15 protein-coding genes and 2 pseudogenes are annotated in these 16987 nt (G+C 36.3%); 12 read left to right on the top strand and 5 right to left on the bottom strand.

The window, feature by feature from the left end:
* Window positions 1-141 precede the first annotated feature (141 nt).
* From AAHB15_RS28625 to AAHB15_RS28610, 4 genes and pseudogenes are all read left to right on the top strand, one after another.
* A complete protein-coding gene (locus tag AAHB15_RS28625) occupies window positions 142-1008 on the top strand; it encodes an Imm26 family immunity protein (RefSeq protein WP_342043809.1) in 867 nt (288 codons plus the stop codon).
* Between the two features lie 800 nt (window positions 1009-1808).
* Window positions 1809-3620, top strand: coding sequence for a group II intron reverse transcriptase/maturase (ltrA, locus tag AAHB15_RS28620; RefSeq protein ID WP_342043808.1), 1812 nt, complete (start codon window positions 1809-1811; stop codon window positions 3618-3620).
* 326 nt (window positions 3621-3946) lie between these two features.
* Window positions 3947-4165: pseudogene (locus AAHB15_RS28615) on the top strand (IS5/IS1182 family transposase); the annotation flags it as partial.
* A 414-nt stretch (window positions 4166-4579) separates the two neighbouring features.
* Window positions 4580-5731 (top strand): asparaginase, encoded by a 1152-nt coding sequence (locus AAHB15_RS28610; RefSeq protein ID WP_335575205.1) that lies wholly within the window; start codon window positions 4580-4582, stop codon window positions 5729-5731.
* 697 nt (window positions 5732-6428) lie between these two features.
* Here the strand turns inward: AAHB15_RS28610 and AAHB15_RS28605 are convergent.
* The 4 genes from AAHB15_RS28605 to AAHB15_RS28590 all read right to left on the bottom strand — a co-directional run bounded on the left by AAHB15_RS28605 (window position 6429) and on the right by AAHB15_RS28590 (window position 8996).
* A complete protein-coding gene (locus AAHB15_RS28605) occupies window positions 6429-6644 on the bottom strand; it encodes a helix-turn-helix domain-containing protein (protein WP_144565392.1) in 216 nt (71 codons plus the stop codon).
* A 10-nt stretch (window positions 6645-6654) separates the two neighbouring features.
* Window positions 6655-7134, bottom strand: a complete 480-nt coding sequence (locus AAHB15_RS28600) for a DUF2975 domain-containing protein (protein ID WP_342043807.1) — start codon at window positions 7132-7134, stop codon at window positions 6655-6657.
* Between the two features lie 113 nt (window positions 7135-7247).
* Window positions 7248-7730, bottom strand: a complete 483-nt coding sequence (locus AAHB15_RS28595; protein WP_342043806.1) for a DUF2975 domain-containing protein — start codon at window positions 7728-7730, stop codon at window positions 7248-7250.
* A gap of 285 nt (window positions 7731-8015) precedes the next feature.
* Window positions 8016-8996, bottom strand: a complete 981-nt coding sequence (locus AAHB15_RS28590) for an NADPH:quinone reductase (protein ID WP_335575208.1) — start codon at window positions 8994-8996, stop codon at window positions 8016-8018.
* A gap of 135 nt (window positions 8997-9131) precedes the next feature.
* Between AAHB15_RS28590 and AAHB15_RS28585 the strand changes: the two genes are divergently transcribed.
* The gene (locus tag AAHB15_RS28585) at window positions 9132-9725 is read left to right on the top strand and encodes a YdeI/OmpD-associated family protein (protein ID WP_335575209.1); all 594 of its coding nucleotides are present in this window, start codon (window positions 9132-9134) and stop codon (window positions 9723-9725) included.
* A 255-nt stretch (window positions 9726-9980) separates the two neighbouring features.
* Window positions 9981-10436 carry a C40 family peptidase gene (locus tag AAHB15_RS28580; protein ID WP_144565382.1) on the top strand — a complete coding sequence of 152 codons (456 nt, stop codon included), beginning with the start codon at window positions 9981-9983 and terminating at the stop codon, window positions 10434-10436.
* A 111-nt stretch (window positions 10437-10547) separates the two neighbouring features.
* Here the strand turns inward: AAHB15_RS28580 and AAHB15_RS28575 are convergent, their stop codons facing one another.
* On the bottom strand, window positions 10548-11492 hold the full coding sequence (locus AAHB15_RS28575) for a DMT family transporter (protein ID WP_342043805.1): 945 nt from the start codon (window positions 11490-11492) through the stop codon (window positions 10548-10550).
* Window positions 11493-11712: 220 nt separating this feature from the next.
* Here AAHB15_RS28575 and AAHB15_RS28570 point away from each other — a divergent pair, with 220 nt between their 5' ends.
* From AAHB15_RS28570 to AAHB15_RS28545, 6 genes and pseudogenes are all read left to right on the top strand, one after another.
* Window positions 11713-12819: a glycosyl hydrolase family 18 protein gene (locus AAHB15_RS28570; protein WP_342043804.1), complete on the top strand. Its 1107-nt coding sequence runs from the start codon at window positions 11713-11715 to the stop codon at window positions 12817-12819.
* 530 nt (window positions 12820-13349) lie between these two features.
* Complete coding sequence (locus AAHB15_RS28565) at window positions 13350-14540, top strand: styrene monooxygenase/indole monooxygenase family protein (protein WP_342043803.1); 1191 nt, start codon at window positions 13350-13352, stop codon at window positions 14538-14540.
* Window positions 14541-14925: 385 nt separating this feature from the next.
* A complete protein-coding gene (locus AAHB15_RS28560) occupies window positions 14926-15303 on the top strand; it encodes a DinB family protein (protein WP_335575124.1) in 378 nt (125 codons plus the stop codon).
* A gap of 256 nt (window positions 15304-15559) precedes the next feature.
* The gene (locus AAHB15_RS28555) at window positions 15560-16135 is read left to right on the top strand and encodes a TetR/AcrR family transcriptional regulator (RefSeq protein ID WP_342043802.1); all 576 of its coding nucleotides are present in this window, start codon (window positions 15560-15562) and stop codon (window positions 16133-16135) included.
* 77 nt (window positions 16136-16212) lie between these two features.
* The gene (locus AAHB15_RS28550) at window positions 16213-16659 is read left to right on the top strand and encodes a PaaI family thioesterase (RefSeq protein WP_342043801.1); all 447 of its coding nucleotides are present in this window, start codon (window positions 16213-16215) and stop codon (window positions 16657-16659) included.
* A 127-nt stretch (window positions 16660-16786) separates the two neighbouring features.
* A pseudogene (locus tag AAHB15_RS28545) lies at window positions 16787-16987 on the top strand (hypothetical protein); the annotation flags it as partial.

Raw genomic sequence — 16987 nt, 5'->3', positions numbered from 1 at the left:
TAAACTTAAGGGTGCATTTCTTCAACAAAGGGGTAATGCCATTTTCTTCTTCAAGTAACTGGGCAGTTTGAAAAAGGATTATCTTATAAACAAAGCGTTATGTATAATATCTAGTTTAAAAATGAAAGGTATGTTTATTACGTGGAAATAAAAATCGGGGCATTAACAATTTATTTTCCTGATGCAAGTTCGAGTGATTTTTTTATAATCGAAGACCTGGCAGAATTTTTCGGATTTGAAACCAGTTTAGAGGCAGCCACTTTCATTAAGAAAAAATTAAAAAACAGAATGGAGTATCCTTTAAAAAAATTAAAAATTGATTATGAGACTAACGGAATTTTTATAACTTCAAAAAATGGTGAAATAATAGTTGAGGCTGCAATAATAATCAATGAATTGATTAATATTGAAATAAAGAATTCTGAAATAGTCGAGGTAATCAAATCAGTAAAGAATTTCAAAAGACCGAAAAAACAAAGATGGGTTGTAGCAGATATTTTTTCCATTCCTTTAAAAAATGGTTCTTTTAGTTTTGGTCAGATAATAAAAAAGGATGAACTTGGTTTTCCTTTATGTTGTTTATTTGATTTAGTTTCTAATGAAGTAGAAGAAATTCATAATATTATTAATGAAAATGTTGTTTCAATATTACCAATTTCCTCGCAATCCCTGGATAATCACACTTGGAAAATCATCGGAAACAAGAGTGTTGTAGTTGCGGTTGAAGAGGTGATTAAGGGGCAACCCAAGAATTATTTGCGTCGGATAACACGTAGTACATATTCTGTTAGCTCATTAAAAGAGCTGGCAGAAGCTCTTAATGGGATAAGACCTTGGAATGAAAATATTGACGTGAACTATTTCGATAAAATGCTTGTACCAGATTATCAAAAACCAGATAACCTTTTATTTTTAACAAGAGTTGAAAAGATAAATTACTTTAAGAAAATGGGATACGATTTAAATCAGCTCGAAGAATTATATAGTAAAACACCTGATTGGTTTTAATATTGTGTACACTTTGGTACTTCAGCTAACGGGTGCAAGAGTTGTGCGAAATGTTACTGGTTTAAATTGAGATTGGTCACAATCTTCAGGTAAAGGTAAGGCAGTTCCTGTCGGAACTGAAGGGTTATATCCAAGAATCAAATGATGGGGTAACGCCCTGAAGGGTTCTCTCTTAGCCGAATAGCATTGGATTTAGTAAGAATGATAGTGTTATAAGCTTGGTAAAAAGGCGTGAGAAACTACCGTAGCAGTTTGGCTGCCGAAATCCTACTCGAGGGAGTGGTGTAGTTCATGATGCTTGAGTTGAATGAATATGGTGAGGATGCAAATACACCTAAAACAAAAAGGTAAAGCTGACGAACTTCTGAATGTACGGGTCTATACGCACAATACATAGAAATGTGTATATCACCAAATTGTGAGGTTAGCCGTGGGTGAGTAAGAATAACTAATATAAAAATCCATGATACGTTACAGGCGTATGAGTGCTAACAGGCTTAAAAGAAGCACCTAAGTTCATTCTACAATAGATATAATTCAACATTGTAAGCTGATAACGTGGAGGGCTTACTCCCTGTGAATCGTTGGTAAGGAAAGCAATAATGATATTAGTTATCGTATAACTTGCCTTTATATCAGTGAAAGTGGTGGCACAATACCAATGAAATGTTTAATCAACATGGAGGGATAGCCACTAGACTAATGAAGAATCATTCAACCATGTAAGGCAGATTTTTATCGATTAATAAGATTCTTGTGAGACTAAAAGAGGTTTAACTCCGAAAGGAGTTGCCGACTTATTGAAGCGGAAGAAGCTGAGGCACAATGAGTATTATAACTTACAGGAATGCTTTGACAACCTGTATGCTCAAAGTGCCAGTGGTGAAAAGTTTTATGGATTAATAGAATTGATGAGTTCTAATGAAAATATTCGTCTTGCCTACCGCAATTTCAAAAGAAATACAGGTAGTAAAACGGCAGGTACAGATAATCTTACGATTAAAGATATTTGTCATTTATCAGTGGAGGATGTAATAAACACGGTTCAAATCATGTTTAAAGGCTACAAACCTCAAATGGTTAGACGAGTGTTTATTGACAAAGGGAATGGAAAACTTAGACCTTTAGGGATTCCAACCATCTGGGATAGAATTTTCCAACAGTGTATTCTACAAGTATTGGAGCCCATTTGCGAAGCTAAATTCCATAAACATAGCTATGGATTCAGACCAAATAGAAGCACCCATCATGCCAAAGCAAGGTTCGAATTCCTTATCAATCAAGCTGGGTTGCATCATTGTGTTGATGTCGATATACGCGGTTTCTTTGATAATGTGAATCATGGAAAACTTTTGAAACAGCTTTGGTCACTGGGGATTAGGGATAAAGTATTACTCTCCATTATCTCAAGATTATTAAAAGCAGAGATTAATGGCGAAGGAATACCAGTTAAAGGAACACCGCAAGGTGGAATTTTATCACCCTTATTATCAAATGTAGTTCTATATGAACTTGATTGGTGGATAAGTAATCAGTGGGAAACATTCGAAAGCAATTTTAAATATAAGACCAGTGGAATTAAGTATCAAGCACTTAAAAAATCTGGCTTAAAAGAATGCTTTATCGTCCGCTATGCGGACGATTTTAAAGTTCTGTGCAGAACTCGTTCACAAGCGATCAGAATGAACTATGCCATAAAAGGCTTTTTGAAAACAAGATTACACCTTGAAACCAGTGATGAAAAATCAAAGGTAATCAACCTAAAGAAAAACTCTTCCGAGTTTCTTGGCTTTACTTTTAAAGTAGTTGGAAAGGGAAAAACTAGGTTTGGTTATGTAGTCCATTCCCATATGTCCAGAAAAGCAAAGGCAAATGCTTCCTTTAAGATTAAGGAGGCTATTAAAGCCATCCAGAAGAATCCTTGCATAGCAACGGTCTGGCATTTCAACACAGTTGTAATGGGAATTCAAAATTACTATTCAGCAGCCACCCAAATCACAACAAATCTGAATGAGTTAAACTCTTATCTACGAAAAACACTGTATAATCGTTTAAAGATTTTTAGAACAGATGCGAATTTTCATGAGATGACAAAGACTCTACAAAAAAGGTACAAAGGTTACAAATCGAAACTATACAAAATACAAAGTATGGTATTTGTACCCATTTATGCTCAAAAGCATAAAACAAATTTATGCTTTTCGCAGGAAACATGTAATTATACTGCCGAAGGTAGAGATAAAATCCACAAAAGTCTTAAAGCTATAAACAAAAGGGTTTTATTTTCAATCATGAAAAACTATATTCCAAATCGGTCAATCGAATATAATGACAATCGAATAAGTAAGTTTATTGCTCAAAATGGTAAATGTGCGGTAACAGGAGTTGAGCTTGGTGTCAGGGATTGGCACTGCCATCACAAGCATCCGTATTACCTATCAAAAGATGATACATTTTCAAATTTAGTGATACTCCATGAAGCAGTTCATCGACTAGTCCACCTTAAGGATAGTGAAAAGATAAAGAAATTAATTAAAGTATTTAAACTTACCAAAAAGCAAAAAGAAAAGCTAAACGAATTTCGATTACAATGTAAAAATGAAGCCATATGATTTCGGAAGAAAGCAACATCAATCTAAACAAATACATAGAATTGAATGAATTGGATTAGTTGGAACGCCGTATGCGGTGAAAGCCGCACGTACAGGTGTGAACAGGGGGAAAAGGTGGCGATAACTTCAAAGCCTTACCTATCTGTATTAACAATGAGTTGCTGCGGCAGCTCATTTTCTTTTTGTGCTAATGTGGCAGCTAGTTTAAACAAGAAGACAGTAAAATGGGACACTCATGCTAATAAACACTAGTACAATGAGGAGTTGTCACTATACCGAAAATAAAATAACAACACTTACAAATAGGCAAATATATCGAAAAGTGAAAGGTGGGCCCGTTCAAGGAAGGATGTTACCAAGAAGGTGCGAAAAGCAAGACTTATTCGGTCACAATAAAATCAAACGCGCATTCCGACAAGGAGCGCTATAAAATTGAAGCGAAAAACAGCGAATTAAAACATAGACAAGGGTATAATGTCGCAAAATCCTCGGGTCTAATTGGCATGGAACTGCAACGGGCAATGGCGATTTTTACGGGGGGATAATGACACAGTTAGACCAAAAATAAACAAATAACAGAGAACGAATAAAGAAAAATCCGGCTTTTTGTTCTGGAATATTGGAAATAAAGCCAGATTTTTTATGTGAGGACCTTTTAAAAATAAAAACCAACAGATTTTCAGTGGCCTCAATTAATATGAGGGGAGTTTTTATTTTGACTGAAATATTGTGAAATATTTGTACCAGAGCTAACTGATATGAAAAACAGTCATTTTTAAATTTCAAATTTTTTTGTAAGTTTTTTAGTTTTTTTGTTAGATTCTGTAGGTCTTATGATAAATTAAAATCCATGAAAGCGTTCACTAAGATTTAACCTGCATTAATAGGCAGTAAGACCCAACTTATGGAAGTTTCACTTTATATTTTTGTTAATCACACGTTATTTGGAGGAATTTCGAATGAAGAAACTAACTACAAAGAAAAAAGTTGCTCTCACCGCACTAACATTAATGGCCCCCGGGATTATCATCATCTCTTCAAGTTACACGGATGTATCACATCCTGTTGAGGCTAAACAGATTATAACATCTAATACAACCAATCCTGTTAAGAAAAAATTACCTAACATTAAAATTCTGGCAACGGGTGGCACCATTGCGGGAACGGGTTCTACTTCGACTCAAACCACAGGCTATCAGGCAGGTGTCCTAACTCCAGATCAACTAATAGAAGCGGTTCCTGGGCTAAAAGATGTTGCTAATATTTCCACTGAGCAGGTTGCAAACATTGATTCCGGTACGTCTAATACTGATGCTTTAATGGTCAAACTGGCGAAGGAGGTTCATAAAGCATTGGACGACCCAGAGTGTGACGGTGTTGTAATCACCCACGGAACCGACACAATGGAGGAAACGGCTTACTTTCTCAACCTGACTGTTCATTCTGACAAACCAATTGTCTTGGTTGGCGCAATGCGTCCTTCTACGTCACTCTCTGCTGACGGTCCGTTGAACCTGTATAACGCTGTAATACTGGCTGGTTCCAAGGAAGCTCGCGACAAGGGCGTCATGATTTCCATGAATGGCAAGATCGGAAGCGCTCGCTACACATTTAAAACGAATACCACCGACGTTGATGCCTTCGATAATCCGGAGTTCGGCTCCCTCGGCTATATACAAGGCGGTAAACCTTACTTCTATAACGTACCAACTAAAAAGCACACCACTGAGTCCGATTTTGACATTCGCAAGATCACTGAAGACAATCTGCATCGTGTTGATATTGTTTATTCGCATGCCGATGATGACCGTGTAATGGTTGACGCTGCAGTTGCTGCCGGTGCGAAAGGAATTATCCATGCTGGAACAGGTAACGGTTCTATTAATGAAAAAACGCTTCCAGGTCTGCAGGATGCTGTAAAGAAGGGTGTTGTCGTCGTTCGTGACACTCGTGTACCAGAAGGCATGGTTACTCACGAACAAACCGACGAAGACAACCACTTCGTTAATTCTGGCAACATCAACCCTCAAAAAGCTCGTATCTTATTGATGCTGGTGCTCACCAAAACCAAAGATCCTAGCAAGATCCAAGAGTATTTCAATGAATACTAAGGCTGGTTTAGCATAGCAACTCCTTTGAAGATATGGTCAAGTTTGATAGATCTTTTGTAGCAACACCAAAGAACCTTTTCTTGTCAACAAGATAAAGAGAAATAAGAGGTTGGATGCCTAAAAGGTACCCAACCTCTTTCATTGCAGATAATTTGCTCTCTTGTTTCAAGAGGTTTTTTACATAGAAAAATTTATTAGTGATGGTAAATTCTATGACGCTCCGGAGTTAAAGGTTTTGTTTAGGGACTTTTCAGATTAAAACATATCCTTTTTCAGCTAACAGGTGCTTGAGGTCAAGAGATGGGCTGTGATTGAGGCAGCTTCTCTTTTTGAACTAAAAGTCAGGATGGTAATACAAAAAAAGGTTGGCTTTTTATGGTAAACTGCTCAAGTCTCAAAAGGAAATTATAAATAATAATAGTGGTTCTCCTCCAATAACATCGGTAATTTGTAAAATAAGAAATCAAAAGCCAAAAACAGGTTTGTGAGGTATCGAACTTAAAATTAACAGATTTCGTTAAATGAACCCACATTTTTGAAGGAGAAAAAAAGCCTTGCTCCCAAGCGAAGCAAAGCAAAGCATCTGTTAGCATAATAACTTCTATTATAGAATAGGAAATTCTTAAATTTATAATCGTGACCAAAAAATCTCAATAACGGCAACAGTTCATAATTAATATGTTATGTTCCATGTATTTTAAGTATCTTCATCGCTTTTGTACTCTAAAATATCTCCAGGTTGACAATCCAAAGCCTTACATATCGCTTCTAACGTTGAAAAACGAATCGCTTTTGCTTTCCCGTTTTTCAAAATGGAAAGGTTCGCCATTGTAATCCCAACTCTTTCCGAAAGTTCCGTTACGCTCATTTTCCTTTTAGCCAGCATCACATCAATATTGATGATAATTGCCAAGTTAACCACCTCACACTATTAAATCATTTTCAGATATTATATTTACGACTTCATTCACAAGCCTTTGGAGGACACCAGCAAAGGTTGCGATTACGCTCGAAGCAAAGGTGGAATATAAACCCATTGCAACGACACCGGCTCTGTCACCTTCCATATATAGAGCGACAAATATGACTCCTGCTACAATAAAGGCACTTATTGTGATTGCACAGTACTTGATAACCTTCAAAGCTCTATCAGATACTTCCGTGAAAGCCTTGTTCTGATTAATGTAAATGAAAAGTTTAAACACTTTATACAATCCGATGAAAAATGGAATAGACAATAAATAAGCAGATAGTAAAAAGTCATATTGCAAGTAAGCAGTCTCCGGATGCACTTTTGCATCTCTACTGGCTACCTCAGGCAGCCAAAATAGACACACAGAAAGTACCACTATTCCAATAAAAAGAATAACTCCCTTTAGGAAAAAAGTTGCCCTTCGGTTCATAGAGAAAACACCTCACTGATCAATGTTCATATGTTATAGCGTTTCATAGCAATTAACGTTATTTTTCTTTCGGACAGCATCACATTGATACTGATTTTGCTATGTTCTCTATCTTAGACCGTTAAATCATTTTCTGATTTGATATCAATCGCTTCTTTTAAAAGCTTTTGGAGAACAGCAGCAAAAACGGCAATGACTAGTGAAGCAAAAGGAACAACCATTCCGACAAAGATGACACCAGGCGCGTCGTCTTTTTCCGCAAAGAGATAGAAGAGCGGCAAGGCTAGCACATGCAAGGTACTGATTGTGATGGCACAGTGTTTGATTTTCTTTAAAGCATTTACAGATAATTCGGAGAAAGCTTTATTTTTGTCAATATAGCGTAATAGTTTGAAAGCCTGATACAAAGCAAAGTAAAAAGGAATTGCCGATGCATAAAAAACGATGGAAACGAGATATTTTATAAAAGCAAACCCTGGAAGCAATTTTGCTGCAACATTCCCTATCTCAGGCACCAAAAAGATGCACAAAGCAAGAACGGGGATTCCAATAAACATATCAGCGATCTTTAAAAATAAAGTTGTTCCTCTTTTCATAAAAGCACCTCTCTAATTTATTGTTAATTGAATTTTAAACTATTATTTATCGTATTTCAATAAATTTTTATTAAATTAAATAATGTTTTTGTTGTTTATGTAAGTGTTAATATTATACAAAGATGTGAGTGGAAGGAGGTAGGGAGAGGGAAGTTCTAAAAAGGGAAGAAGCGATGCTTCCTTAAGCATCGCCCCTTTTACGTTAAATACAATTTTTCACCATGTTTCAATATAGTTGTTTTTTAAGAAATGCTATTAGTGAGTACTTTTAATTACGTAGAATTATTAGTCAATGATTAAAACAAGTTTACCATTTCCTAAACCTTTTTCCAGCTGTTCAAAGCCCTGCGACGCTTGCTGGAGCGGCAAAGTTGTCCCAATTATTGGACGAAGTGCACCACTTGTTATCATGCCAATGACACCATGTATGCTTTGTTCATATTCCTCTTTTGGTGCGTTCCAAAGAGCTGTCGCTAAAATATCACATTCCTTTTGCATGGCAAGACGTGGGTTTATTTCAATTGAACCACGATTTCCAATAATTACGATTTTACCAAATGGTGCAATCAGCTTTAAATCTGTTTCTAAATTCTTATTTGCTAAAAATTCAATAATGACATCGGGTCCATTGCCGCCTGTTAAGGCTAGTACATCTTCAATCGTTGCTTCTTTCACATGATCAATGACAAAATCTGCACCAGCTTGCTGCACCAATTTTTTACCCTCATGTCTACTTGCAGTTCCAATCACTATAGCACCGTGAGATTTCGCCATTTGAACAGCCTGTAATCCAACTCCGCCACTGGCTCCATGAATAAGCACGGTTTGACCAGGTTTCAGGCAGGCACGTTGAAATAGTGCACGATAGGCTGTTAATGCAGGTACTCCTAATGCTGCACCTTGTTCAAAAGATACATGGTCTGGTAATGGATGAACTAAGGTTGCGTCACATACTACTTTTTGTGCAAATGTGCCTGTACTATGACCTTTCATTAAGGACGCAATAAATACACGATCACCAACACGAACATTTGTGACTTCTTCTCCAATCGCCTCCACAATCCCAGCACCGTCTAATCCTGGTGTATAAGGCAATTGAGGTATACTAAATGCATATGTACCAGTTAATGTGTAAGTATCACTCGGATTGACGCCCGCCGCATATAAACGAACACATATCTCACCCTTACCTGCTGCTACATCCTTTACGTCTGTATATACTAATTTCTCAGGTCCACCAAATTGTTTAACTTGAATTGCTTTCATGTTACCCCTCCTCGTAATTATTATATATCGAAAGCATCCATTTACAGTAATATCTAGTTTTGGTCCTTTAGGTTAATATATATTTAAGTAAAGCCAAAAAAGTGGCAGGGTAGAATTTAAGTGAGGTGTTCCTTGATGTCAGAGAGTAAAATGAATCCTAAGGTTGATGAATTTTTAAGTAAAGCTAAAAAGTGGAAGGAAGAATATGAGAAGTTGAGACAAATCGTTCTTGACTGTGAGCTTACCGAAGAATATAAGTGGATGCATCCTTGCTACACATTTGAGAAAAAAAACATTGTTTTAATCCATGGATTTAAAGAATATTGTGCGCTTCTATTTCCTAAAGGGGCCTTATTAAAGGATGCGAAGGGGATTCTAATCCAACAAACGGAGAATGTACAGGCGGCGCGCCAGATTCGGTTCACCAATGTTCAAGAAATAATTGCAATGGAAACCATTCTGAAAGATTATATTTATGAAGCCATTGAAGTGGAAAAAGCCGGTTTGGAAGTGAATTTTAAAAAGAATACAGATTACACCATTCCTGAAGAATTTCAACATAAATTAGATGAGATCCCTGCCTTGAAAACTGCTTTTGAAGCACTTACGCCGGGACGGCAAAGAGCATATATTCTTCATTTTTCTCAACCCAAACAATCCAAAACTCGAGTGTCAAGGGTTGAAAAATCTATGTCGCAAATTCTCAATGGAAAAGGATTAAATGATTAATGCTTTAAGACCACTAAGCCCCCAAAAAAACCTTTGATCTTTTGGTCAAAGGTTTTTTTTATTAGAATTTTATCTGTATAAATCTTTTCATTAATAATAGAAAAAAACGACGCTGAACTTACTAGAGTATAATTATCTAGTATTTTAAAATTATATTAAAATTACTTTGTAATGAAATTATCATATTGCTGTGATGTGTCTGTTATACCTTTCTAGTATAGTGAACTTATCAAATCACACTAGGAGGAAACAATCATGCTAAAGAAATTCATCGTAGCCTTTACCATCTTAGCTTCTTGTGGCTCTTTGTTCGCCGCCAAGGGTGAAAAAGCGGAAGCAGCAACTTATAATTATCATACAGCAGCCATTTCAATTGCGAAATCAAATATCGGAGTTCCTTACCGATGGGGCGGGATTTCGCCAAGCGGATTTGACTGTTCAGGTCTTGTGAAGTATTCTTACGGAAAAGCGGGAAGAACACTAAATCGCACTGCTGCCCAAATGTACTACGGAAACGGATATCGACCATCTAACTTGCAGATCGGTGATTTATTGTTCTATGGACCGAATAAAGCAAGTGCCCCAACACATGTTGCCATCTATATCGGATACGGGAAAATGATCATGGCATCCTCTTCTAAAGGGGTTATTATCACCTACACAAGCAACCCATATTGGCATCCTAGATATATTGGAGCAAAGCGAGTATAAAGATCATCGGTGACGATGGTCTTTTTTTAGTATTTTTCTTTCCTTAAAACTTATTTTAAAATAGAGTTTTTGTAGTAATTGACAATCTCAATTGTCAGAAACCCCCTCTAATCAACTTACTCTGAGGGGCTTTTCATTATTAGATAGTTGATTAGTCTTTGAAGATGAATCTTTACCCAAAGCCAATATTAGAATCATTCCAATAATACATACTGTACCAGCCCATTGGAATAAACCAAAGGGTTCTTTTAACCAAAAGACCGTTGTTAAAACGGCAGCTAGTGGCTCTATGCTGCCTAGAAGACTGGATTCTTTAGGCGATAGACTTTGCAAACTTTCTATATAAAACCAAAATGCAAACATAGTGCCAAATATGATTACGAAAACTAAATATGAATAAGCTTCTAGCGTTAAGCTTTTAAAGTCCATTTCCCAAGGCGGATGGATAAAACTTAATGCAATACCACCGATGATCATTGCCCATCCGACTATGACAAGTGAATCGTATTGTTTCAATAATGGAACGGCATAAAGAGTATAAAATGCTAAAGCTATTCCAGATAGAACCCCCCAAACAATGGCAAGAGTTGGCACAGATAGTTGAGAGATTGAGGCGTTTGTTAATAAGAAAAAACAACCAACTAAAGCCAGCGAAACAGTCAACAAATCATTTCGTGTTAGAACTGTTTGTTTGCGGAAAAGTAAGTACACGATAATCATTACAGGTGCTAAATACTGTAAAAGTGTTGCAACAGCTGCATTTCCATGTTTAATGGAAGCCATATAGGTGTATTGAACCGCAAGCATACCGAGTAACCCGAATATCATCAAATGAATCGCTATCCTTCGAGTTTTCCAGACATCAAGGATCTGGGAGCGGTCCTTTCCGAAAAATTGAACGGTTAAGAGTAAAAAACCAGCTAGGAGCAATCGGATTGTTACCAGCCAATCTACATCTATTTGATACTGTTGAAAAAGCTTTTTTGCAACTGTGCCACCGATTCCCCAAAATATTGCTCCCGTTATAACAAGAAAGATTCCCTTTCTTCTATTCATGATGCTTCTCCACCTTTAAATATAAAAATAGTATGATAATAATTTATATGATAAGTGAAAAAGTCCTGAAATAATACCCGAATCGAATGAAAAAATATAAGTATATTGAGGTATTATGGTATTTCTTCCGTAATCCTTTTATGGAGGAAAGATCATTCGTGAATAAGTTACAACCTTTCGCATCAACTTAAGGGATATACAAACTAGAAGAAGGTGTAATATGGCGAAAAATTGTTTCCGGTCATTCATGATCATTTCTTTAAGCATGGCATTATTACTAATGTCATCCTGTAATCAGATACAAAGAAAAGAAGCAAACAATAAGAATAAAACTCCTCGTGAAGTTTTAGGTTTCTACACAGAAGAGGAAGGAACGTATCCAGGGTCTCAACCTACAGTGAACTCGCAATCCACCAGTTTAAGCATCATTGCACCCTTTTGGTATAAGCTTGATGATAAACGTCCAGGCAGTCTTATAGATTCCGTTACAGCTGATCATAAGAGAAAGGTTATTCAGATTGCTCATAAAAAACACCTGAAGGTATATATGGTTGTACATAATCTCTTATATGAAACCGTGGAGAAAGGCAAGCAGGTAGCGAGTAATGTACTTGATAATGATAAAAACCGCAATCTTTTCATTCAGAACTTACGCAATGAAATGAAGCAGTATAAATATGACGGTATTAATATTGATATGGAAAATTTATTTTTGACTGACCGAGATTCCTTTAGTCTAATGATAAAGAAATTGTCGGATGCTCTGCATCGTGACGGGAAAATAGTTACGGTTTCAGTGCCGGCAAACACAGGTGATTCCCGTGCTAATCCCTGGTCTCCATGGTTTGATTACGAAAAGCTTGGTCTATACTCAGATCGGTTAATGATTATGACTTACGATGAGCACAACCCAAGAACAACACCCGGTTCCACAGCATCAGTCAATTGGACAGAAGCAACAATTAGTTATGCTTTGAAACATAGAGTATCACCATCAAAAATTTTACTCGGTATTGCTGGTTATGGATGGGACTGGGATACAACAGCAAAAAAAGCCGTGTATAGCTCCTATGCACTGTTAATGGATCGAAAAACCAAATATAAATCTAAAGTGATTTGGGACACCCGTTCACAAACACCACATTTCAGTTATGTAGATGAAAAACATCATAGCCATCAGGCTTGGTTTGAGAATAGCTATAGCCTGCGGTTTAAGCTAAACCTTGTAGAAAAATATAACTTACGGGGAATCGGGATTTGGCGGCTCGGCTTAGAAGACCCCATGTACTGGACGACCATTCCCCAAAAAATAAAAGTAAAAAAGTGATAGAACCGTCTTCTTTTACTAACGGGGCTGGCTACATGAGGAAATATGGTATTTTATAAATAACTTATCAGAGCTGTCATCTCGGCAGCTTTTTTGTGCATCAATACATCCACAAATTGTTAAAACATACACAAGTTAAATATTGCACATTAATCAAATATTACAATTTCGGATTTTCTTAATTTTATGCTGTGCATTAATTTAATCAACCTTTTTTTACCATTTATTCTTATCTGAACTCTTATCGCTAGTATTAAAAAGGAGAGGTTACCATTTGGCTAAAAATTCTGTGTCATATTACACTTTTTGGAATGTATTGTTAAGGGATTTTTGCCCAAATTTCCTTTATGGTCTAGTAAATAAACACTGTCACTAAAGAACCATTTACATCTGAGTTGGCCTTCAATAAAATAAACCATAGTTACATTTACAGGAAAATGTTGCTAAAAAGTTCACAGAACTAGTACATATAATGTAACTTAGGCATTCATCTAAATCGATTGGAGAATGCCATATTTTCTAACAAGGGAGTGAAATTGTTGAAAAAGAGACTCTGTATTATTGGTAGTGGCGTAGCCGGACTGCACCTAGCTTATGCTCTAAAGGACGATTTTGATATTACAGTCATTGAAAGACAATCATCAGATCAGATTAAAAATGGTCGAATCATGTCTACCCAAGTGCATTTTGGATCAACAAGGAATCGTGAAAAACGCTTTAATGTGCCAAAATGGGGAGAACAAGCTCTTATTGAAAGTATTCATATTACGATTGGAAATCAAAAACTATTTGTAGGAAAATTACGTGATTCGGCATTATCTGTTGATCAACGTTTGTATTACTCTCATTCTATTAAAGATCTTGTAGAAAAGGGAGTTTCCTTCCGTCTAGAAAAGGTAGAAAAAGAGAGTGTGGAAGTACTTATAGATGAGTTTGATTTGGTTATTGATTGTACAGGGAAAAATGGACCTCTTTTTTCGTTTCCGATTGAAGAGGATCTGTCTCCTTTTCAAACTCCTCAGCGAAAATGTATCGTTGGTTATTTCAAAGGTATAGAAGCAAACACCCCTTTGGGAGTATGTGTAACGGTTCTTCCTGAGTTGGGTGAAATGTTTGAAATACCCGCAATTACAGAACACGGTCCTGTTACCATACTGTTCATTATGGCAATACCAAACAGCGATTTAGACATATTTAAAGGAATAAAAAATGCAGAAGAGTTTACTCTTAAAATGAGGAGCACAGTTCAACAGTTTTTTCCGGAAATTTATAACCGAATGGATGGAAAACATTTTGCTTTATGTGATGAAAATAGCTTTCTTCAAACGGCCATAACACCTGTTATTCGAAAGCCGTATCTGATGGTTAAAAATAAGCTGGTAGTTGGCTGTGGTGATAGTGTATTTTTAAACGATCCTATTACGGGGCAAGGCTGTAATCTCTCTTCTTACTGTGCTGAACAATTGTATGAAACCCTTACTGAATACAAAAATTCTAAGTGGGACGTAGAAACAGGAGAGTGTTATTGGAATCGAACGAAACAGTATGTAAAAGAAGTAACTGAATGGACAAATGCCATGACGAAACCATTACCTGAGCATGTAGTTCAATTGCTACTTCATGGTGCACAGGACCAAGTAAAAGCAAACGAAATTGCTGAATGGTTTGCCAATCCGACAAAAGCGTATGAAGCGTTTTTTTCAAAAACAACGATATATTAAAAAAGTCAATGACCGCCATGAAGGCGGTCATTGTTCGTCCGCAATTAAAGCAGGTTAAAAAGGAAATATGAAGGGAAAGAAATGGATGATGAATACAGGGAAGCTAAAAACGAATTATTCACAAGGTTCATGAATACCACTGAATTAATAAGCTGTAACATATTAGGTGTTTTTTTAAATAAAAATTACTCCTTCCACTTCAATAATCGGGCCATTTAATGGAATAAGTTTATATCAACAAATCTTTTACAACATATTAAGATCGGTAGGTTGGAGAAAAAGGGGATTCAAATAATTCTAGAGAATTATGAACAACAATGGATTAAAAATAATGTTTTCTAAACAAGAACATTAAGTTGTAGCACGGTGGTAAAGGAGAGATTAAATGAGTGATTTAAAATTTATTGAAACATACAAAAGCGATCTGCAAAACTATTCACTGGAGCAACTAAGATATATAACAGCTGAAGGGGTTTGGTCCATTGGTCAAATGTACGACCATGTGATCCTCGTTGCCATTGAGTACCTTGACAATGTAGAAACTTGTGGGGCCTCAAAGGAAGAACAAAAGCTCGGGAAAACGGAGTTTGGTAAGCATTTATATAAAATTGGAGGGTTCCCCCCAATTAAAATCAAGTTACCGGACGAACTAAATACCCCACCAAGCAATTCAGATAGTAAAGAAGACCTTTTGAGTAGGCTAGATCAGGTAATGCAGAGGTTGAGACATTGGGAATCTAGAGTAGATGCTATAAATCCTTAAACATGAAGGTTTTGGCTGGCTGAACGCGAGGGAGTGGTTCGACCTTGTCGGTATGCATTTTCGCCATCACTTGCGTCAGAAGTGTGAATTAGAACAAAAAGTTTTAAATGCATAAGTTCGACTTATTTACTAACTAAACCAATTAATAGAAGCTGCGATGTTACCGTTGCTCATACCCCTTGCTGTTTGAATAGTTCGAATATTCTTTACTGACCATTCTAAAAATGATATAATTTTTTTAAAAGGGAGTGAAAAAATGGCTAGACACAAAGAATTTGATGAAGCTAAGGTTTTACGAAAAGCAATGGTGCTTTTTTGGCGAAATGGATATGAAAAAACGTCTATGCAAGATTTGGTTGACTATATGAACATACACCGTCGAAGTATTTATGACACATTTGGTGATAAACAGACGTTGTTTCTACGAGCTTTACAACTCTTCGAAGAAATAATCGAAAAAAGAATGGAACAACAAATTAAACCTATTAAGCCAGTCAAGTTAGCGATAAGAAGATTATTTGAAATGGTGGTTTTTTCGAATGAAGAAAAACCCCCAGGGTGTTTAATTGTTAATACAGCTGTAGAATTAACCTTACATGACCAAGAAATTGCGGACAGGATTAGTAAAAGCTTTAGTAAGGCAGAATCTTTTATATACGAACTACTATTGCGGGGGCAAATAAGTGGGGAAATTTCCGACCAACTTGATATAGAAAAATTAGCTCAAACTATTCATAATTCATTGATTGGTATAAGAGTATTAGCCAAAACAACGAAAGATAAAAAGAAACTTCAAAACATTATTGATTCAACTTTAGCGGTATTAGATTAACATTTTTAGAATGAACGTTCTAAAAATGTAATGATTTTGTTTAATCTTTTTTATTTTAAATATGGAGGGTGAAAAGAATGAATCATTTAGAGTTCTTGAAGAAAATGGCAAAGGGTGAAATACCAGGTTCTCCTGCTGCAGAGGTAATAGGTTTTCAAATAACAGATGTTGAGGAAGGGAAGGTTGTGGTCGAAATGGATGCTACGGAAAGATTACACAATCCGATGGGGACACTTCATGGTGGGATTTTATGTGACATATCCGATGCCGCTATGGGCTATGCATTTGTAACTACATTAGCTGAGGACGAAATTTTTACGACAATCGAAATTAAATTAAATTTCCTAAAACCTATTTTTAAATCTAGACTTCGAGCTGAGGGAAAATTAATAAAAAAAGGTTCATCAGTCGGATTGCTGGAGTGTCATGTATATGATGAAAAACAAAGACTCGTGGCACATTCTACAAGTACATGTATGATCTTGAAGGGGAATTCCGCTGGGAAAAGATTGGAAATAGAATGATATAACTAATCTCTTGTAAAAAGAAAGTCCATTCAAAGTGAGCTCCATAAAGGTTTTAGCTATCACTTAGCTTGTAGTACAATGTAAGGTTCATTTTATCAATATTAAAAAGGTAAGGTGGGATCAAATGCCTTCATTTCAAACGGCTCCTTCCAAAACGGAAAGCACGGTGTATTTACAAGAGAATAAACTCATTTTAATATGGAGTGTTACTACTTTGCTGGTGGTGATGAATACAACCATGTTTAATGTTGCATTACCCTTTATACTTAAAGACTTGTCCTTAAACTCATCCATGGGCTCATGGCTGGTATCAGGTTATTCCATC

The organism is Bacillus sp. OTU2372, assembly GCF_038440275.1.
In the GTDB taxonomy this organism is placed as follows: domain Bacteria; phylum Bacillota; class Bacilli; order Bacillales; family Cytobacillaceae; genus Neobacillus; species Neobacillus bataviensis_B.
This window is presented reverse-complemented; position numbering and strand designations above follow the sequence as displayed.